The following is an 18,930-nucleotide window of genomic DNA, read 5'->3' on the forward strand; positions in this document are numbered from 1 at the left end:
TGCGAGCCAGATCGTTACCGGCCGTTTTGGGTTTTACCCCCTTTTCGCTCATTCGCCATAAATTGCTCAAACCGCGAAACCAATCTTAATTGGCAACCAATTGGCAACCGGAACAGCCGAAACCTACAAATGAAAAAGCCCAGTCGTTTCCGATCTGGGCTAAGTCATTGAAAAATATGGTCGGGACGGAGTGATTCGAACACTCGACCCCTAGCACCCCATGCTAGTGCGCTACCGGACTGCGCTACGCCCCGACTAGGCGTGAATCTGTTCTCGCAACCTGCGAAAAGCGATTAGGAATATACCCTAAGCGTTTGAATTATGGAAGTATCTGAACCGGCCGATTCACTTGCGCAGTACCACCAATACATCCTCCAGCTCTGAAATCATCTGGCGGATCATTTGTTTGTATTGCGTTGTGTCGTCCTTGGCCTCATCACTGGACATACGCAAACGCGCACCGCCAATGGTGAACCCCTGATCGTAGAGCAACGCGCGGATCTGTCGGATCATCAGCACGTCCTGGCGCTGATAATACCGGCGATTCCCGCGTCGCTTGACCGGATTGAGTTGAGGGAACTCCTGCTCCCAATAACGCAAAACGTGCGGTTTCACCGCGCAGAGCTCGCTGACTTCACCAATGGTGAAGTAGCGTTTGCCTGGAATGGGCGGTAGCTCGTCGTTATGACTTGGTTCCAGCATAAGCCTCAACTCGGGCCTTCAACTTCTGCCCTGGACGAAAGGTGACCACACGGCGAGCCGTAATCGGGATTTCTTCTCCCGTCTTTGGATTTCGACCAGGCCGCTGGCGTTTATCGCGCAGATCGAAATTGCCAAAACCGGACAATTTGACCTGCTCGTTATCTTCCAGAGCGTGCCTGATTTCCTCAAAGAAAAGCTCTACCAGTTCCTTGGCTTCTCGTTTATTCAGGCCCAGCTCTTCATACAGCCGTTCGGCCATCTCAGCTTTCGTCAGAGCCCCCATACGCTACTTCCTTAACGTGGCGTTTAACCTTTCCTCGAGCGAGGTGAGGATTTTATGCGTCGTCGCATTCACCTCATCGTCATTAAGAGTGCGCGATGGATGCTGCCAGGTCAAGCCGACTGCAAGGCTTTTTCTATGTGGATCAATACCTTTACCCTGATACACGTCAAATAGCCTGAGGTCTGTGAGCCATTCGCCTGCATTTTCACGAATAACATCCAGTACGGCGGTGGCTGCAACGTCTTTGTCGGCCAGCAGCGCAAGGTCACGACGCACTTCAGGAAAGCGCGATAACTCGTGGAATTTAGGCATTTTGCCCAACGCCACTTCGGCCAAAACCAGCTCGAAGACGAAGACCGGACGGTCGAGACCGAGGGTTTTCGACAATTCAGGGTGGATGGCACCGACGTAACCAACCAGGCGACCTTCACGCTCGATGCGCGCGGTTTGGCCCGGGTGCAACGCAGGGTGTTTGCCCGGCACGAACGTGAACGAATCCAGTGCACCGGCAAAGCCCAGCACCGCTTCCACGTCGGCCTTGACGTCGAAGAAGTCCACGACATCGCGACCTTGTGCCCAGCCTTCCGGCAGACGGCTACCGCACACCACACCAGCGAGCATCGGCTCTTGCTTCAGGCCTTCCAGCTGACCGACGAAACGCAGGCCGCTTTCGAACAGACGGACGCGATCCTGTTGACGGTTCAGGTTGTGCTGAAGCGCCTTGACCAGACCTGGCCACAGGGACGAACGCATGGCGGCCATGTCGTTCGAAATCGGGTTGGCCAGCAGCAGCGGTTCCACACCTGGACTAAACAGCTCGAATTGTTTCGGATCGATGAAGCTGTAGGTGATCGCTTCCTGGTAACCCCGGGCCACCAGCAGACGGCGCAGTTCAGGCAGATCGCTACGGGCTTCAGCCTTGGCTTGCGGTGCCAGGCGGGCTTGCGGGTAGCGAACCGGCAGACGGTTGTAACCGTACAGACGGGCCAGCTCTTCGATCAGATCGACTTCCAGACTGATATCGAAGCGATGGCTTGGCACTTCTACACGCCACTGCCCTGCCCCATCGGCAGAAATTGTCAGACCCAAAGTGCTGAGCAGACGCTCGACTTCGGCCGAATCCATTTCCATACCCAGCATCTGAGTGATGCGTTGGGCACGCAGGGTGACCGGCGCAATCTTCGGCAGGTGCTGCTCGCTGACGGTTTCGATGATCGGGCCGGCTTCGCCGCCAGTGATTTCCAGCAGCAGGCCAGTGGCGCGCTCCATGGCTTCACGGGCCAGTTGCCAGTCCACGCCACGCTCGTAGCGGTGCGAGGCATCAGTGTGCAGGCCGTAGGAACGAGCCTTGCCAGCGACCACAATCTGGTCGAAAAACGCGCTTTCCAGGAACACATCACGGGTGGTCGCGGAAACACCACTGTGCTCGCCACCCATTACGCCAGCAATGGCCAGGGCACGGGAGTGGTCGGCAATCACCAGCGTATCGCTACGCAGGCTGACTTCCTGACCGTCGAGCAGCACCAGCTTCTCGCCCTCTTCCGCCATCCGTACCCGGATGCCACCATTGATTTCGGCGAGATCGAACGCGTGCAGCGGCTGCCCCAGTTCCAGCATCACGTAGTTAGTGATGTCGACCGCAGCGTCGATGCTGCGCACGTCGGCACGACGCAGACGTTCTACCATCCACAGCGGCGTAGGCCTGGACAGGTCGACGTTACGGATCACGCGACCCAGGTAACGCGGGCAAGCGGCCGGCACCAGCACTTCAACCGAACGCACTTCATCGTGCACGGCTGGCACGGCAGCAACGACTGGACGCGTCACTTCGACGGCGTACAGCGCGCCGACTTCACGGGCCAGGCCAGCCAGGGACAGGCAGTCGCCGCGGTTCGGGGTCAGGTCGACCTCGATGCTGGCGTCGTCCAGGCTCAGGTACTCACGAATGTCCTGACCCACCGGCGCATCGGCCGGCAATTCCATCAAGCCATCGTTGCCTTCACCGATTTGCAGCTCGGCTTGCGAGCACAGCATGCCGTTGGACTCAACGCCACGCAGTTTGGCTTTCTTGATTTTGAAGTCGCCTGGCAGTTCGGCACCGATCATGGCGAACGGAATCTTCAGGCCCGGGCGTACGTTTGGCGCTCCGCAAACTACCTGGAAGGTCTCCGAGCCATTGCTGACCTGGCAAACGCGCAGCTTGTCAGCGTCCGGGTGCTGCTCGGTGCTCAGCACTTCGCCGACGACCACGCCACTGAATTCACCGGCGGCCAGGGTAACGCTATCGACCTCAAGACCGGCCATCGACAGACGAGCAACCAGCTCGTCGCGACTTACCTGCGGGCTTACCCAGCCGCGCAGCCATTGTTCACTGAATTTCATCCTGCTCTCCTAAAGATTCGTTACGGGCGTGCGACCTAGCGAAATTGCGCAAGGAACCGCAAGTCGTTGTCGAAGAACAGGCGCAAGTCATTCACGCCGTAACGCAGCATGGCCAGACGCTCAACGCCCATGCCGAAGGCAAAGCCCGAGAACTCTTCCGGGTCGATCCCGGACATACGCAGCACATTCGGGTGAACCATGCCGCAGCCCATGACTTCCAGCCAGCCAGTCTGCTTGCAGACTCGGCAGCCTTTACCGCTGCACATCACGCATTCCATGTCGACTTCAGCGGATGGCTCGGTGAACGGGAAGAACGAAGGACGGAAACGCACTGCCAGTTCTTTTTCGAAGAACACGCGCAGGAATTCCTCGATGGTTCCTTTCAGGTCGGCGAAGTTGATATCGCGGTCGACCAACAGGCCTTCGACCTGGTGGAACATCGGGGAATGGGTGATATCCGAGTCGCAACGATACACACGGCCTGGGCAGACGATGCGGATCGGCGGCTGTTTCGATTCCATGGTGCGGACCTGTACCGGCGAGGTATGGGTGCGCAACAACATGTTCGCATTGAAATAGAAGGTGTCATGCATCGCACGGGCCGGGTGATGACCTGGGATGTTGAGCGCTTCAAAGTTGTGGTAATCGTCTTCGACCTCAGGGCCTTCGGCGATGCCGTAGCCAATGTGGGTGAAGAACTGTTCGATACGTTCCAGAGTACGGGTAACCGGATGCAGACCACCCGAGGTCTGGCCACGGCCAGGCAGGGTCACGTCAATGGACTCGGCGGAAAGTTTGGCGGCAAGATCCGCCTCTTCAAACAACGCCTTGCGCGCATTGAGAACCTCTGTGACACGCTCCTTGGCGACGTTGATCAGCGCACCGACCTGCGGGCGCTCTTCAGCCGGCAAACTCCCCAGGGTCTTCATCACCTGAGTCAGTTCGCCCTTCTTGCCAAGGTAGTGAACCCGGATTTGCTCCAGGGCATTGATATCTTCAGCGCTTTGCACAGCCTCTAGTGCTTGAGAGACCAGCGCATCCAGGTTTTCCATGTACAGACTCCAGATACAAAATAGGGGAAGAGCTTAAAGGCTCTTCCCCTATTTATGACGTTTAACACCTGGCCCCACAGAGGTGAGGCCGGGTGACTGTCGGGGGTACTTAAGCCAAGGTGGCTTTAGCTTTCTCGACAATCGCAGCAAACGCCGCTTTTTCGTTCACTGCCAGATCAGCCAGAACCTTACGGTCGATCTCGATGGACGCTTTTTTCAGGCCGGCGATGAAACGGCTGTAGGACAGACCGTTGATACGAGCACCAGCGTTGATACGAGCGATCCACAGAGCGCGGAACTGACGTTTTTTCTGACGACGGTCACGGTAGGCGTATTGGCCTGCCTTGATTACCGCTTGTTTAGCAACACGGAATACGCGTGAACGCGCGCCGTAGTAGCCTTTAGCAAGTTTCAGAATTTTTTTGTGACGCTTACGGGCAATGACGCCACGCTTTACACGAGCCATGAGTTACTTCCTCTAGTCTTGATCAAAATTAACGAAGGCGCAGCATGCGCTCGACTTTTGCCACGTCACACGGAGCCAGCAAGCTGCTCCCGCGTAGTTGACGCTTACGCTTGGTCGACATTTTGGTCAGGATGTGGCTCTTGAAAGCGTGCTTGTGCTTAATACCGTTAGCAGTTTTCAGAAACCGCTTAGCAGCACCACTTTTAGTCTTCATCTTTGGCATGTTCGGATACTCCGCATTCAGTTGATAAACATAACCACAAGGCCTGCCGTGCCCTGGTGATTACTTCTTCTTTTTCGGGGCGATGACCATAATCAGCTGGCGTCCTTCCATCTTAGGATGCTGTTCGACCGAACCGTATTCGAGCAGGTCACCTTCAACCCGCTTCAACAGTTCCATCCCCAGCTCCTGGTGGGCCATCTCACGACCGCGGAATCTTAACGATACCTTGGCCCTGTCCCCATCACTCAGGAAACGTACCAGGTTGCGCAGTTTTACCTGGTAATCCCCTTCCTCCGTCCCTGGACGAAACTTGATTTCTTTAACCTGAATCTGCTTCTGGTTCTTCTTCGCCGCAGCAATCTGCTTCTTCTTCTCGAAGATCGATTTACCGTAGTCCATCACACGACAGACCGGTGGTACTGCGTCGGCAGAAATCTCTACCAGATCGAGCTTGGCTTCCTCAGCAATACGAAGCGCTTCATCAATCGAGACGATGCCAATCTGCTCGCCGTCAGCGCCAATTAACCGAACCTCGCGTGCCGAGATATTCTCGTTGATCGGGGCCTTCGGTGCAGCTCGTTTATCTTGTCTCATTTCACGCTTAATAATAATTACTCCGAATCATGGCGACCACGCCGGGAAACCGCTTGAGCGAGAAATTCAGCGAATTGTGCGACCGGCATCGAGCCCAAGTCTGCACCTTCACGTGTCCGCACAGCGACAGTTTGCATTTCGACTTCCCGATCTCCAATAACCAAGAGATAAGGAACCTTGAGCAAAGTATGCTCGCGGATTTTAAAGCCGATCTTTTCATTTCTCAAGTCAGACTTGGCACGAAACCCGCTTTCAGACAGAGTTTTTTCCACGTCAAGGGCAAAATCTGCCTGTTTATCAGTGATATTGAGGATCACTGCCTGAGTGGGTGCCAGCCAGGCCGGGAAAGCGCCTTCGTAATGCTCGATCAAAATACCGATGAAACGCTCGAAGGAACCGAGAATTGCACGGTGCAGCATGACCGGGTGCTTGCGGCTGTTATCTTCCGAGACGTACTCGGCGCCCAAGCGGATTGGCAGGTTGAAATCGAGCTGCAATGTACCGCATTGCCATACTCGCCCCAGACAATCTTTCAACGAAAATTCGATCTTGGGACCGTAGAAGGCACCCTCGCCCGGCTGCAGATCATACGGCAATCCGGCGCTGTCGAGTGCGGCCGCCAATGCGCTTTCTGCGCGATCCCACAAATCGTCGGAACCTACACGCTTCTCGGGACGAGTCGACAGCTTCAGCTCGATGTCCTTGAAGCCGAAGTCTGCGTACACATCCAGCGTCAACTTGATGAACGCGGCGGATTCAGCCTGCATCTGCTCTTCAGTGCAGAAAATGTGCGCATCGTCCTGGGTGAAGCCACGCACGCGCATGATCCCGTGCAAAGCACCCGATGGCTCATTACGGTGGCAAGCACCGAATTCCGCCAGACGCATCGGCAACTCGCGGTAGCTTTTCAGGCCCTGATTGAACACCTGCACGTGGCACGGGCAGTTCATCGGCTTGATGGCGTAGTCGCGGTTCTCGGACTGGGTGGTGAACATGTTTTCGGCGTAGTTGGCCCAGTGACCGGACTTTTCCCACAGGGAACGATCGACCACTTGTGGAGTTTTGATCTCCAGATAACCGTTTTCACGCTGAACCTTGCGCATGTACTGCTCAAGCACCTGATACAGCGTCCAGCCGTTCGGGTGCCAGAAGACCATGCCCGGCGCTTCTTCCTGGGTGTGGAACAGGCCCAGACGCTTGCCGATCTTGCGGTGATCGCGCTTCTCGGCTTCTTCGATTCGCTGGATGTAGGCCGCCAGTTGCTTTTTGTCTGCCCAGGCCGTGCCGTAGATCCGCTGCAGCTGCTCGTTCTTGGCATCACCGCGCCAGTAAGCGCCAGACAGCTTGGTCAGCTTGAACGACTTGAGAAAGCGTGTATTCGGCACGTGCGGACCGCGGCACATGTCGACGTATTCTTCGTGGTAGTACAGGCCCATGGTCTGTTGATCGGGCATGTCTTCGACCAGGCGCAGCTTGTAATCTTCTTGACGCGCAGTGAACACGTCGATCACTTCAGCACGCGGGGTGACCTTCTTGATGACGTCGTAATCTTTTTCGATCAACTGCTGCATGCGCTGTTCGATCGCTGACATGTCGTCAGGCGTGAACGGACGCTCGTACGCGATATCGTAATAGAAGCCATCGTCGATCACGGGTCCGATAACCATTTTTGCAGTCGGATACAACTGCTTGACGGCATGACCGACCAAGTGAGCGCAAGAGTGGCGAATGATCTCCAGCCCCTCTTGATCCTTGGGCGTGATGATCTGCAGGCTGACATCGCCTTCGATGAGGTCGCTGGCGTCGACCAACTGACCGTTGACCTTGCCGGCCACGGTGGCTTTCGCCAGACCTGCACCAATGGATAGTGCAACATCGGCTACGGAAACCGGGTGATCGAATGAACGCTGACTGCCGTCGGGAAGAGTAATGGTGGGCATGGCGCCTCCTCTCCTAGTGGTGACCCCTACCAAAGGTCACGTGGGTTGGGATGAGCCAGTACAAGATCCGGTGGTATGCCTGCCTCACAGTGGCAGGAGCCCTAGGGCCAACCGTTTAACCGAACCAGAGTGACTGGAGTGAAACAAAAAACAGCTTTTGGCACGACTGAACGAGAATCGCTCGATCACTCGCAGATATTCAGGCGCGCATGCTAGCACAGATGTTCGACAACGATGCCTCGACTTGAGCTAAATCAGCGGCAATGAGGGAAATGAATAGCGCCAGTGAACTAGACGCGTCAAAAGCCCCTCAGATGCAGAGTGGACGTTGTGATACAGCCCCCTCATCCAAGGAGTATTCAAGCATGCGTCTTTATCGCTTACTCACTCTCGTCGCCCCCTTTGCACTGCTGCTGCCTTTGGGTGCACAAGCCGCCCAGGTCGCTTGGCCCGGTGGAGGACGCACTAAATTCACGAGCGATTGCACTGCCATGGCCAGCAAGGATCTCGGCAAGGCCGCTGCCCAGGCTCATTGCAACTGCGGCGCAGATACTGCCGAGAGAACACTCAAGCCGGCAGAAATGAAGGTACTCGACAGCCAGACCCCTGAAGGCAGTGCGGCACGGGCGAAATTACTGAAGGCCGTCGATGCGGCGTGCCCCAGAAAATAGATTCGACACCCGAGCAAATTTCTAAAAAACCAGCCAATTTCCAGCCTTTTCCCACAATTTATCCAGCAAAAATGGATTTTTTTAAGGGCGACGGAAATTGGCTGAAAGCCATATAAATCGGGGCTTTCAGGCACTTTAACGGACGACCGGAGCGTATTGCTTTCGTAAACAGTCTTGCGAAAGCGTTCTACATCCAAACATTTCGACTATGATAGCTCGGTGTGCCCAGTTGGCCTGAGCAGCACAGTACTACTGAAAAAATTATGTTCTTGGAGATACACCATGTCTAATCGCCAAACCGGCACCGTAAAATGGTTCAACGATGAAAAAGGCTTCGGCTTTATCACTCCTCAGGGTGGCGGTGACGACCTGTTCGTACACTTCAAAGCTATCGAAAGCGACGGTTTCAAAAGCCTGAAAGAAGGCCAGACCGTTTCCTTCGTGGCTGAGAAAGGCCAGAAGGGCATGCAAGCTGCTCAGGTTCGCGCGGAGTAATTCTCCCCGAACTAAAAAAACCCCGTCCATGTGACGGGGTTTTTTATGGACAAGAGAAAAGCGTCAATGCCTTCAGCCACAGTTGACGCGAGTGATGGTTGAGCTGTCATCTGCATTCAGATTCAAGCGATCCGAACGGTACTCAAGGGTCACCATATCAGTGGGTTTAAGTAACCTTACATCCCGTGCACCCGCCTTGACCCGAGCCTGCTCCACCAGCTCTGCCGATGCCTTTTTGCCCACGACAAATTCCGCTGCGGCTGCATTGCAGCTGCTATGCCCTGTTTCGGCCGCCGGGGCTTGAGGGGGCTCAGACTTACTGCTGCACCCAGCCAGCACGACTGCCGCGATGACGAAACCCAACGATGCAAACTTCCAGGGCATATACAACCTCCTTTCCAAATAAACGTTAGCCAGTACTTGTGCGACAGCTGTTCGACGCTTTCGTTGCAACCGCTGCCCAACACCTGCCAGAGCAGCGGGAGTCTGCCCCAGTCGACCAAAAGACGCGCAGCCAAATCGTGTCAAAACGTTTTCAATACACATCCACATAATCAAAGCGCGGGTTAGCCCAGTTATCCTTGAGCGCATTGAATATCTGCATGACCCACACCCCATCACTGGCCGCCACCGGCCCAACGCAGCCAGAGCCTGCCGACCAAGTCTCCAGGCGAAATAGCAGCCCGTCTACGGCAACCCCACCCACGGCCCCCGAAGAAATATAGGCGACACCGGCTTTGGTCACGCGCAGCTGGTTATGGACATCATCATTGGCCGAGGCAATCAGTTGGCGCACAGCATCAAGCGTGAAGCTAACGGGGTTGTTCAGATCGATTTGCACATCGGTGCCCTCGGAAAAATTGCCGGCAAGTTTGACATGAGCGTCACTTCATTCCTAAGTCGCAGTGCCAAATGATGGTCAAAATGGTTTACTGGCCCGCCTTGGCGCAACCGCTCGACGGCGGCTACACGTACACTTTGGCTTTTTCTTCGGACAAGACGAGACATAAATGGCAATCGTATCCATCGATGCTGACATCAAGGCCAAATGGTCTCAGGGACAATGCTCTTACAGCCCGGGTAGCCCGGAAGAACTGGCGATCATTGGGATAGACCTGCTAGTCAAGGAACTGGGCACGACAGGCGCTCAGGCATTCATCAGCCAGATTCTCGAAAAATACCCGACCGACCATCAAGGCGCCAATAGTCGCGAGTGAGGTCTGAAAGCGCCTACTTCAAGCGACCCAAACGCGCAGTCAGCAGAGCGAAGAAGCCTTGAGCATCGCCGTTTTCGATCCAGAACACGTTCTTGTCTTGCTTGAGCGTGTCGTACCAATCGGCAAGGGTCTGACCGAATGTAATGCCTTCGCGAGTATCGATGGCCATATTGATCTGCTTGCCGCTAAACAGCTCAGGCTTGAGCAGGTAAGCGATCACACTGGCGTCATGCACCGGCCCGCCTGGCAATCCGTAATGCACCATGTCTGCTTTGACGTACTCATTAAGAATGTCGCCGACCAGCTTGCCCGCCTGATTGTTCAAGGCCGCGATCTGCTTGAGCCGTTGCTCGCTGGTGAGGATTTTATGGGTTACATCCAGCGGGACGTAGGTCAGCTTGACGCCGCTGGCGAGCACGATTTGCGCAGCATGAGGATCTGCAAAAATGTTGAACTCGGCCACCGGGGTCATATTGCCGCCGTTGAAGTGCGCACCGCCCATGACCACCACTTCGTTGATGCCCTGAGTGATTTCCGGCGCCTGCACCAACGCCAGCGCCAGGTTGGTCTGCGGCCCGAGCAACGCCAGGGTAATGCTGTGCGACGCGGCTTTACTCAAGGTTTCAATCAGGTAATCCACCGCATTGCCCTTGGCCAGCCCCACCTTCGGCTCGTGCACGGCAACACCCGGCAAACCTTCCTGACCGTGCACGTTCTCGGCATAGATCGGCGCGCGCACTAAAGGTTTTGGCGCCCCGGCGTAGACCGGTACTTCTTCACGCCCGGCCCACTCGCGTGCCAGTCGGGCATTGCGTGAAGTTTTGTCCAGACGCACATTGCCAGCCACAGTGGTGATCGCCAGCACGTTCAACTCTTCAGGTGATGCAAGGGCCAGCAGTAACGCCACAACGTCGTCGGCTCCCGGATCGGTGTCGATGATCAGGTCGCGCTTTTCGGTGGCCTGAACGGCAGTAGCGCTGAGTAAGGACACAAACATCACCCTTCGTAGTAGTTGTTGCAGGTAGGAGGTATAGCGTGGCTCTGCGAAACGCAGGCTCCTAGAAAGTAACGCCAGCGATCAGAGCAATATTGGTGTAAGGCTGATATTCGCCCGTCCGCACAATGGCCCGAGCCTTACGACTCAGGCCTTTCAGTTCGTCATGACTGACAAGACGCTGCTGGCCCAACTCGCCTTGCAAGTTCAAACCTTCGACGATCACCAACGCCGGCGGCTGTTTGAGCAACATTTCTTCAGCCAGCACATGGCTCTCGACTTGCATTTCCGTGAGGACGACCCGCAGTACGCTGGCAAAGTCGGGCATACCTTGCGTCAACGCCAGATCGATCAGCTCGACGCCGGGCGGCACGGGCATCCCGGCATCGACGATCATCACGATATCGCCATGCCCCAGCGAGGCAATCACTCGCGACAGGGCAATATTGAGTAGCGGTGTCTTTTTCATGGCTGATGGAAATCCTGTACGTCGTTAAGGCTCGGAATAGAGGGCTGGGCTCCTGCACGAGTGACCGACAGCGCGGCTGCAATCTGACCAAACCTGATCGCCTCAGTCTCACTCTTGCCCTGCGCCAACGCAGCAGCGAAGCCACCGACAAAAGTGTCGCCCGCAGCAGTGGTGTCCACTGGTTGAACCCGCGGCGCCGGAAAATGCTCTAAGCGCTGGCCGTCAGCGAACAGCGAGCCCAGGGCGCCCAAGGTAATGATGACTTTCGCGGCGCCCGCCTCTAGCAACTTCGTCGCTGCCGCTTCGGCTGACACCAGCGAATCTACGGGCAGGCCGCTCAGCATGGCCGCTTCGCTTTCGTTGGGAATCAGATAATCGATCATCGGATACCAGGCGGCTGGCAACGGCGCACTGGCCGGCGCTGGGTTGAGGATGACAGTCCTGCCCAGTTCACGACCGCGTTTGAGGGTGTAAGCGACGGTTTCCATCGGCACTTCAAGCTGACAGATGATCACATCGGCTTCAGCCAGCTTCGCATCAAAGGTTGCAACGACGTCGGGCATCAGCCGACCGTTACCCCCGGCAACAATGACAATCGCGTTCTGACTGCTGGCATCGACCACGATCAGCGCGACGCCACTGGAGACACCGGCAACCGACGTCACGGCCTGGCAATCGACTTGCTCGGCCACCAAGGCCGCACGCAATTGCTCGCCGTAGGCGTCATCACCCACGCAGCCAACCATCGCGACCCTCGCGCCCAGACGTGCGGCGGCCACGGCCTGATTGGCGCCCTTGCCTCCCGGCACGGTGGTGAACGACTCGCCCGCCAGGGTTTCCCCAGCGCGAGGCAGGCGCTCGGCACGGGTGACCAGGTCCATATTCAAGCTGCCCACTACCACTACTTTTGCTTGCATGCGTCAGCACTCTTTAATCTGTTTCAGCGTTATCTGTTTCAGCGAAAGGCGTTGAAAACACTGGTCGGCGGCGCCGTGGACTCGCGCAGGACAATACTGGGCGTCACTATCCGCTGCTCGACAGCCATGGCGGCCGGCGCAGCGATGCGCCGCAACAGCATCTCGGCGGCCATTTCACCCAATTGCAGGATCGACTGACCGACAGTGGTCAGTGCCGGATACACGTAGCGACTCATCTGGATATCGTCAAAGCCAATGACCGACAAATCGCTGGGCACACGGATGTTGCGCTCGGCGGCGGCACGCAGCACGCCGATGCCAATCATGTCGTTGCCGGCAAATATCGCCGTGGGCCGGTTCCGCTCCAGAAGCCCGACCGCCGCCTGATATCCCCCGGGGCTGGTGAAATCGCTTTCCACCACCCACTCCTCCGGCACCGGCACTTGCGCCTCACGCATGGCGCGGCGATAACCTGCCAGGCGCATTTGCGCCACACTGGTTTGCGCCGGCCCACAGATGCAGGCGATATGGCGATGACCCAGCTCCAACAAATGACAGGTCGCCAGGTACGCCCCCAGCTCATGATCGATGCGCACCAGATCGGCGACAATGCCTTCCAGATCGCGGTCGACGATCACCATCGGCGTGCGCACGGCAGCCAGTCCCTCGGCCAGACAGGCGTCGCCGCCCACTGAGGAGACGATCAGGCCATCGACGCGCTTCTCCAACAGCACACGCAGGTAACTGCGCTGTTTTTCCGGGTTATCGTCGGAGTTGCACAAAATCACGCAAAACCCATTGCGCTCGCAACAGTCTTCGATGCCCCGCGCCAGTTCGGCAAAATACGGGTTGATGCCGTTAGGAATCAGCAGACCGATAGTCAAGGTCGCCCTGGCCTTCAGTGATCGGGCGACGGCGCTGGGCACGTAATCAAGCGCAACGATTGCTGCTTCAACCTTCAAGCGGACTTCATCGCTGACCGGACGCGTCTTGTTCAGCACATGGGACACCGTCGTGTAGGAGATACCTGCCAGCGCGGCTACATCCTTGATTGTGGACATATCAAGCCTGCCGACGCGCGCGGTTGCTGCGGTAAGTATCGAGCACCACCGCGACGACGATCACCGCGCCCGTGATGATGCGTTTGGTCGGCTCGGTCGCTCCGATCTGCGCCAAGCCGGCCGCAAGCACCGAGATAATCAACACGCCGAAGAACGTGCTGATCACCGAACCACGGCCGCCCATCAGGCTGGTACCACCGATGACCACTGCGGCAATCACCTGCAATTCCAGACCGGAGCCAGCGTTAGGGTCTGCCGCTTCCAGACGCGAAATCTGAAACAGCGCAGCGACCCCGGCCAACAACCCCATCAGTGAAAACACCAGAATCTTGTAGGGTTTGGGATTGATACCGGCCAAACGAACCGCTTCTTCATTGGTGCCGATACCGATCAGATAACGGCCGAATACGGTACGGGTCAGCACCGCCTGGGCGACGAATATGATCAGCAGCGCAATGATGAACGATGGCGAAATTCCAAAAGCGATCGGGTTCGATAACCAGGCGAAGGCGTCACCGATATAAGCGGTTCGCGATCCCGTCATCTGATACGCAACACCTCGGGCCATTTCCAGGACGCCGAGGGAGACGATGAACGATGGGATGCGCCAGGCCACCGTGATCGACCCCGTAATGGTGCCCGCGACAGCCGCGCAGAACATCCCGAGTAACGCTGCCGGCATAACGCCCCAACCCCAGCCGAGGATCGCCACGCTGACGGTCGACGCTGCCAGCGCCAGAACCGAACCGACCGACAAGTCGATGCCGCCGATGATCAGCACGAAGGTCATGCCCACCGCCAGCACCATCAAATCCGGAATCTGGTTGGCCAGCGTGCTGAACGTCTCGTAAGACAGAAAATGATCACTGAGCGCGGAGAACAGCACAATCATGGCGAGTAACGCGCCAGCCAGCCCGAGGTAAGTGCCGAGACCGTAATAATTGCCGCTGCGCTTACCCGCCGAAGGCAGGGCCTTGCTGGTGTTAGTCGTGGTGATGGAGGTTTTCATGAGTCGTTCCTGGGCGCGGCTTCGGTCAGCAGCGCATCACGTTTTTGATAGCCGGCAAACGCGGCGGCAAGCAATTCATCCTGAGTCCAGGTTTCGCGCTCGAAGGTGTCGATCAAACGCCCGGCAGACAGCACGCCGATGCGATCACAGATCAGCATCAGTTCACGCAGATCACTGGACACCACCACCAGCGCCCTGCCCTGGCGCGTCAATTCACCCAGCAGTGCGTAAATATCGAATTTGGCACCGACATCGATGCCTCGGGTCGGCTCGTCGAACAGCATCACCGTGCAGTCACGCTCCAGCCAACGGCCGATCACGACTTTTTGCTGATTGCCACCGGACAACTCGGACACCAACTGAGTCGGGCTTGAGCTGCGAATCCGCATGGCATCGACCTGACGCTGAGCCAGGCGCATTTCGTCGCGACTATTGACCACACCGCCTTTGGAGATCACCTGCATATTGCCCAGCGCGATATTGGCGCTGATCGATTGCGTCAGCAGCAAACCTTCGCCCTTGCGATCCTCGGTAATCAACGCAATGCCTTGATTGACGGCATCGACTGGCGAGCGAATGGTCACCGGTCGCAGCGGATGGCCAATCTCGATGCTGCCCGTATCGGCCATGTCGGCACCATAGATCAGGCGCAAAAGCTCGGTGCGCCCGGCGCCGATCAATCCGGAAATACCGAAAATCTCGCCACTGCGTACTTCGAACGACACATCACAGACCTTATCCGCACGCCCCAGCCCTTTGACCGACAGGGCAACGTCGCCAATCTGACGCGGACCAAGGTCGATCTGCTCGCCCAATTCACGCCCGACCATCAACGTGACTAATTGTTGGCTGCTGTAATTGGCCATCGGCTCGACGCACACCAACTGGCCGTCGCGCAGCACCGCAATGCGCTGCGCGACCCGCGCCAGCTCTTCCAGCCGATGGGAGATGTAAATGATCGAGACGCCCCGTGCCTGCAGACGAGTGATCTGTTCAAACAGCATCTCGACTTCGCGCGACGTCAACATCGCGGTCGGCTCGTCGAGAATCAGTACATGGCAGTCGCCTATCAGGTTGCGGGCGATCTCGACCATCTGTTGATGGCCGATCCCCAGCTCGCTGACCAGCGTGTCCGGGTCGATGGCATCCAGACCGACCTGAGCCATGGCCTTAATAGCATCGGCGCGCAGTTGCTTGCGATTGATCCAGCCTGCGCGACTCGGCAGATTATCCAGGAACAGGTTTTCCGCCACCGACAGCGTGGGCAGCAGGTTCAACTCCTGCATGACCATGCGAATGCCGAGCTGTTCCGCCTGGGTTCTGCTGGCGGGCTCGTAGGCCTGCCCCTGAAATTGCATCTGTCCGGTAGTCGGCGACACCAGGCCGCCGATGATTTTCGACAGTGTGCTTTTACCGGCGCCATTTTCGCCGGTCAGGGCCAGTACTTCGCCCCGCAGCAGCGTCAGATCGATGTTGCCGAGAACAGGCTGGGCGTAGGTTTTACCGATGCCGCTGACAGATAGAACAGCCGCCTGAGCAGACGCTGACATAGAAATCTCCAGGCGCCCGCCGCTATGAGCGGGCGCTGTTATGCCGAAAAACTACTTCTTGATGACCAGTTCAACCGGGGTTTCGATCACACCGTTGGTGGCGCCATCGATTTTCTCACCCTTGATCATTTTCAGCGCGGCCTGGATACCGAACACTGCCTGTTTGGCGGCGAACTGGTCTGCGGTGGCCAGTACACGACCGTCCTGCAGCATTGGCTTGATGGCGTTGATGTTGTCGTAGCCAACCACTTTCACCTTGCCGGCTTTACCCGCAGCGCGGACTGCCGACACGGCGCCCAACGCCATGCTGTCGTTGCCGGCCAGCAATGCCTTGAGGTTCGGGTATTCGTTGAGCATGGCTGACGCTACGGCGTTGCCTTTGTCGATCTCCCAGTTACCGGACTGCGTGGAGACGATCTTCATCTGCGCAGCGTCCATGGCATCTTTGAAGCCCGCTGTGCGTTGCTGAGCATTGGTGGTGGTCGAGACACCTTCAATGATGCCGACCTCATCGCCCGCCTTCAGTTGTTTGGCCAGGTACTCACCCACCAGACGCGAACCTTTGCGGTTGTCCGGACCTACGAACGGCACGCTGATATTTTTGCTTTTCAGCACATCGACGTCGAGCTGGTTATCAATGTTGATCACCGTGATACCCGCATCCATGGCCTTCTTGATCACCGGTACCAATGCTTTGGAATCGGCCGGGGCAATCACCAGTGCATTGACCTTGCTGGCGATCATTTGCTCGACGATACGGATCTGGGCGCTGGTGTCCGATTCATCCTTGATGCCATTGGAGATCAGATCGAAGTCAGCCGCGTGGTCTTTCTGGTAGGCCTTGGCGCCATCTTCCATGGTCAGGAAGAATTCATTGGCCAATGACTTCATCACCAGAGCGACTTTGGGTTTGTCAGGGGTTTGAGCGTGCGCAGCAGAAAGCGGCAGGACCGCAGAGGCAACGGTGAGCATAGCGACAGCTAGAAGACGAGCAGCGAATGGCAGCTTCATGAGTTCACTCCGATCTTATGATTATTTTTGGCACAGAATGCGGCGGACGCAAACGTTTGCGTGAATGAACTATGAGAACGGCCATGACATTTGTCAACTGGACTTGGCGTCATCATACGAGGGAATGAGGCAGCGAACAGCCGTCTCGAATCAATAAATACCAGAGGTTGCCAAATAGCCACGGCCCTCGCCCTGGAACGCCCTTGTGCATTTTTCGGATACCCGAACAGGAAATCCCCCCAATGTTCGGAAAACCGGACACCAGCAATTCTCACTCTCAACTTAAATAGTTTCAAATCAATAACTTAAGCAAAAAAAGAGTACGCACTCTGAATGGTATAGATCATGCACTTCTTTAGCGTGGCCAGGGGCAGGCGAGCCTGTCACTGGTCTTTCCAAGGTGTATCAGCACCCTCATAACAAGAGAGATAAAAATATTGAAAACTGCATTACACACCTTCGTACCCTGCGCTCTTGCGCTACTGCTTCTGTTACCTGCTGGCGTTTCAGCCAAAGAAGTCGAGCAACAACAAAAGCTCGCCAATGTCGTCATCCTCGCCACGGGCGGCACTATCGCAGGTGCTGGCGCGAGCACTGCCAACAGCGCGACTTACAAGGCGGCCAAGGTCGGCGTTGAACAGCTGATCGCCAGCGTGCCGGAATTGGCCACACTGGCCAACGTCCGCGGCGAACAAGTCATGCAAATCGCCTCGGAAAGCATCACTAACGAAAACCTGCTGCAACTGGGCAAGCGCGTCGCTGAACTGGCCGACAGCAAAGACGTGGACGGCATCGTGATCACCCACGGTACCGACACCCTGGAAGAAACGGCCTACTTCCTCGATCTGGTAGAGAAAACCGACAAACCCATCGTCGTCGTAGGCTCCATGCGCCCAGGCACAGCGATGTCTGCCGATGGCATGCTGAACCTGTACAACGCCGTTGCCGTTGCGAGCAGCAAAGAGTCTCGTGGTAAAGGTGTACTGGTCACCATGAACGACGAAATCCAGTCCGGCCGCGATGTGAGCAAGATGGTCAATCTCAAGACCGAAGCCTTTAAAAGCCCCTGGGGCCCTCTAGGTATGGTGGTCGAAGGCAAGTCCTACTGGTTCCGCTTGCCCGCCAAGCGTCACACCATGGATTCGGAGTTCGACATCAAGCAGATCAATACCCTGCCTAAGGTCGATATTGCCTACTCCTATGGCAATGTCTCGGACACTGCTTATAAAGCACTGGCTCAGGCAGGCGCCAAGGCGATCATTCACGCTGGCACTGGCAACGGTTCGGTATCGTCCAACCTCGTACCGACCCTGCAGGCCTTGCACAAGGACGGCGTGCAGATCATTCGTTCATCCCACGTCAATGGCGGCGGTTTCGTACTGCGCAACGCAGAACAACCTGACGACAAATACGATTGGGTGGTCGCCCATGACCTGAACCCACAGAAAGCCCGCATTCTGACGATGGTCGCACTGACCAAGACTAACGACAGCAAAGAGCTGCAGCGGATCTTCTGGGAATATTAATTGTCCGAGCACCTGCCCGCTCCAGCGGGTGGGTAGGTGCAACTCAGCAATCGAACAGGCAGTTGCGAAAAATCCCACCTTGAAATACTGTATGCACGTACAGCTAATCAAGGATTTCTCCGTGGCAAACACTACAGCAGCATCAGCCCCCAGTTCCTACGAACGACTCGGCGTACGAATTCAGAAAATAATCAATTCACCTACCGCGCAAAAGGCCAGGACCGCACTGATCCTTCGCTTGGCCGATGAGCTGGAAGATGAGTGGAATCAACTGCTCGAAGAAATAGCCGAGAACGACAACGTCACCCTCGCCTACCGTGATGACGGTGGCGTGCAAATATTCTGGACCGTGCCGAAGGAAGATTGAC

At 56.7% G+C, this 18,930-nt stretch carries 22 protein-coding genes and 1 tRNA gene; 5 read left to right on the forward strand and 18 right to left on the reverse strand.

What is annotated here, in order from left to right; translation table 11 throughout:
* Window positions 1–177: 177 nt before the first annotated feature.
* The 9 genes from AC1MEE_RS14520 to thrS form a co-directional block, all read right to left on the reverse strand.
* Window positions 178–254: transfer RNA gene (locus AC1MEE_RS14520), tRNA-Pro, on the reverse strand.
* A gap of 91 nt (window positions 255–345) precedes the next feature.
* Window positions 346–702: a MerR family transcriptional regulator gene (locus AC1MEE_RS14525; protein ID WP_480415985.1), complete on the reverse strand. Its 357-nt coding sequence runs from the start codon at window positions 700–702 to the stop codon at window positions 346–348.
* Complete coding sequence (ihfA, locus tag AC1MEE_RS14530) at window positions 683–985, reverse strand: integration host factor subunit alpha (RefSeq protein ID WP_002553164.1); 303 nt, start codon at window positions 983–985, stop codon at window positions 683–685. Before ihfA ends, AC1MEE_RS14525 begins: the two co-directional genes overlap by 20 nt.
* 3 nt (window positions 986–988) lie before the next feature.
* On the reverse strand, window positions 989–3,367 hold the full coding sequence (gene pheT / locus AC1MEE_RS14535) for a phenylalanine--tRNA ligase subunit beta (RefSeq protein ID WP_480415986.1): 2,379 nt from the start codon (window positions 3,365–3,367) through the stop codon (window positions 989–991).
* Between the two features lie 35 nt (window positions 3,368–3,402).
* Window positions 3,403–4,419 (reverse strand): phenylalanine--tRNA ligase subunit alpha, encoded by a 1,017-nt coding sequence (gene pheS, locus AC1MEE_RS14540; RefSeq protein ID WP_480415987.1) that lies wholly within the window; start codon window positions 4,417–4,419, stop codon window positions 3,403–3,405.
* Between the two features lie 109 nt (window positions 4,420–4,528).
* Window positions 4,529–4,885: a 50S ribosomal protein L20 gene (gene rplT, locus AC1MEE_RS14545; RefSeq protein ID WP_007905879.1), complete on the reverse strand. Its 357-nt coding sequence runs from the start codon at window positions 4,883–4,885 to the stop codon at window positions 4,529–4,531.
* 28 nt (window positions 4,886–4,913) lie between these two features.
* Entirely contained in the window at window positions 4,914–5,108 is a 195-nt protein-coding gene (rpmI, locus tag AC1MEE_RS14550; RefSeq protein WP_008145659.1) for a 50S ribosomal protein L35, read from the reverse strand.
* A gap of 60 nt (window positions 5,109–5,168) precedes the next feature.
* Window positions 5,169–5,720: a translation initiation factor IF-3 gene (infC, locus tag AC1MEE_RS14555; protein WP_169843736.1), complete on the reverse strand. Its 552-nt coding sequence runs from the start codon at window positions 5,718–5,720 to the stop codon at window positions 5,169–5,171.
* Window positions 5,720–7,642: a threonine--tRNA ligase gene (gene thrS / locus AC1MEE_RS14560; RefSeq protein WP_480415988.1), complete on the reverse strand. Its 1,923-nt coding sequence runs from the start codon at window positions 7,640–7,642 to the stop codon at window positions 5,720–5,722. The genes infC and thrS overlap by 1 nt, the downstream gene beginning before the upstream one ends.
* A gap of 365 nt (window positions 7,643–8,007) precedes the next feature.
* On the opposite strand from thrS, the gene AC1MEE_RS14565 reads away from it, so the two are divergent.
* Both AC1MEE_RS14565 and AC1MEE_RS14570 read left to right on the forward strand, forming a co-directional pair.
* Complete coding sequence (locus AC1MEE_RS14565; RefSeq protein WP_480415989.1) at window positions 8,008–8,313, forward strand: hypothetical protein; 306 nt, start codon at window positions 8,008–8,010, stop codon at window positions 8,311–8,313.
* 282 nt (window positions 8,314–8,595) lie between these two features.
* The gene (locus tag AC1MEE_RS14570; protein WP_007905882.1) at window positions 8,596–8,808 is read left to right on the forward strand and encodes a cold-shock protein; all 213 of its coding nucleotides are present in this window, start codon (window positions 8,596–8,598) and stop codon (window positions 8,806–8,808) included.
* Between the two features lie 72 nt (window positions 8,809–8,880).
* Here the strand turns inward: AC1MEE_RS14570 and AC1MEE_RS14575 are convergent, their stop codons facing one another.
* Together AC1MEE_RS14575 and AC1MEE_RS14580 are read right to left on the reverse strand one after the other, a co-directional pair.
* A complete protein-coding gene (locus tag AC1MEE_RS14575) occupies window positions 8,881–9,192 on the reverse strand; it encodes an I78 family peptidase inhibitor (RefSeq protein WP_480415990.1) in 312 nt (103 codons plus the stop codon).
* A gap of 151 nt (window positions 9,193–9,343) precedes the next feature.
* On the reverse strand, window positions 9,344–9,649 hold the full coding sequence (locus tag AC1MEE_RS14580) for a hypothetical protein (protein WP_480415991.1): 306 nt from the start codon (window positions 9,647–9,649) through the stop codon (window positions 9,344–9,346).
* 169 nt (window positions 9,650–9,818) lie between these two features.
* Here AC1MEE_RS14580 and AC1MEE_RS14585 point away from each other — a divergent pair, with 169 nt between their 5' ends.
* Window positions 9,819–10,025, forward strand: coding sequence for a hypothetical protein (locus AC1MEE_RS14585; RefSeq protein WP_480415992.1), 207 nt, complete (start codon window positions 9,819–9,821; stop codon window positions 10,023–10,025).
* Window positions 10,026–10,038: 13 nt separating this feature from the next.
* Here the strand turns inward: AC1MEE_RS14585 and AC1MEE_RS14590 are convergent, their stop codons facing one another.
* From AC1MEE_RS14590 to AC1MEE_RS14620, 7 genes are all read right to left on the reverse strand, one after another.
* Window positions 10,039–11,022, reverse strand: coding sequence for a nucleoside hydrolase (locus AC1MEE_RS14590; RefSeq protein ID WP_480415993.1), 984 nt, complete (start codon window positions 11,020–11,022; stop codon window positions 10,039–10,041).
* Between the two features lie 61 nt (window positions 11,023–11,083).
* Window positions 11,084–11,488 carry a D-ribose pyranase gene (gene rbsD / locus AC1MEE_RS14595; RefSeq protein ID WP_480415994.1) on the reverse strand — a complete coding sequence of 135 codons (405 nt, stop codon included), beginning with the start codon at window positions 11,486–11,488 and terminating at the stop codon, window positions 11,084–11,086.
* On the reverse strand, window positions 11,485–12,405 hold the full coding sequence (gene rbsK, locus AC1MEE_RS14600; protein ID WP_480415995.1) for a ribokinase: 921 nt from the start codon (window positions 12,403–12,405) through the stop codon (window positions 11,485–11,487). The genes rbsD and rbsK overlap by 4 nt, the downstream gene beginning before the upstream one ends.
* A 38-nt stretch (window positions 12,406–12,443) precedes the next feature.
* Entirely contained in the window at window positions 12,444–13,466 is a 1,023-nt protein-coding gene (locus AC1MEE_RS14605) for a LacI family DNA-binding transcriptional regulator (RefSeq protein WP_480415996.1), read from the reverse strand.
* A gap of 1 nt (window position 13,467) precedes the next feature.
* Window positions 13,468–14,475 carry an ABC transporter permease gene (locus tag AC1MEE_RS14610; protein ID WP_480415997.1) on the reverse strand — a complete coding sequence of 336 codons (1,008 nt, stop codon included), beginning with the start codon at window positions 14,473–14,475 and terminating at the stop codon, window positions 13,468–13,470.
* On the reverse strand, window positions 14,472–16,025 hold the full coding sequence (locus tag AC1MEE_RS14615) for a sugar ABC transporter ATP-binding protein (protein WP_480415998.1): 1,554 nt from the start codon (window positions 16,023–16,025) through the stop codon (window positions 14,472–14,474). The genes AC1MEE_RS14610 and AC1MEE_RS14615 overlap by 4 nt, the downstream gene beginning before the upstream one ends.
* A 51-nt stretch (window positions 16,026–16,076) precedes the next feature.
* Window positions 16,077–17,036, reverse strand: coding sequence for a substrate-binding domain-containing protein (locus AC1MEE_RS14620; protein ID WP_480415999.1), 960 nt, complete (start codon window positions 17,034–17,036; stop codon window positions 16,077–16,079).
* Window positions 17,037–17,473: 437 nt separating this feature from the next.
* On the opposite strand from AC1MEE_RS14620, the gene AC1MEE_RS14625 reads away from it, so the two are divergent.
* Window positions 17,474–18,562 carry an asparaginase gene (locus AC1MEE_RS14625; protein ID WP_480416000.1) on the forward strand — a complete coding sequence of 363 codons (1,089 nt, stop codon included), beginning with the start codon at window positions 17,474–17,476 and terminating at the stop codon, window positions 18,560–18,562.
* A 91-nt stretch (window positions 18,563–18,653) separates the two neighbouring features.
* Window positions 18,654–18,929 carry a DUF1654 domain-containing protein gene (locus AC1MEE_RS14630; protein ID WP_480416001.1) on the forward strand — a complete coding sequence of 92 codons (276 nt, stop codon included), beginning with the start codon at window positions 18,654–18,656 and terminating at the stop codon, window positions 18,927–18,929.
* Window position 18,930: the final 1 nt, after the last annotated feature.

The sequence above is a fragment of the Pseudomonas sp. ASL3 genome (assembly GCF_056680425.1).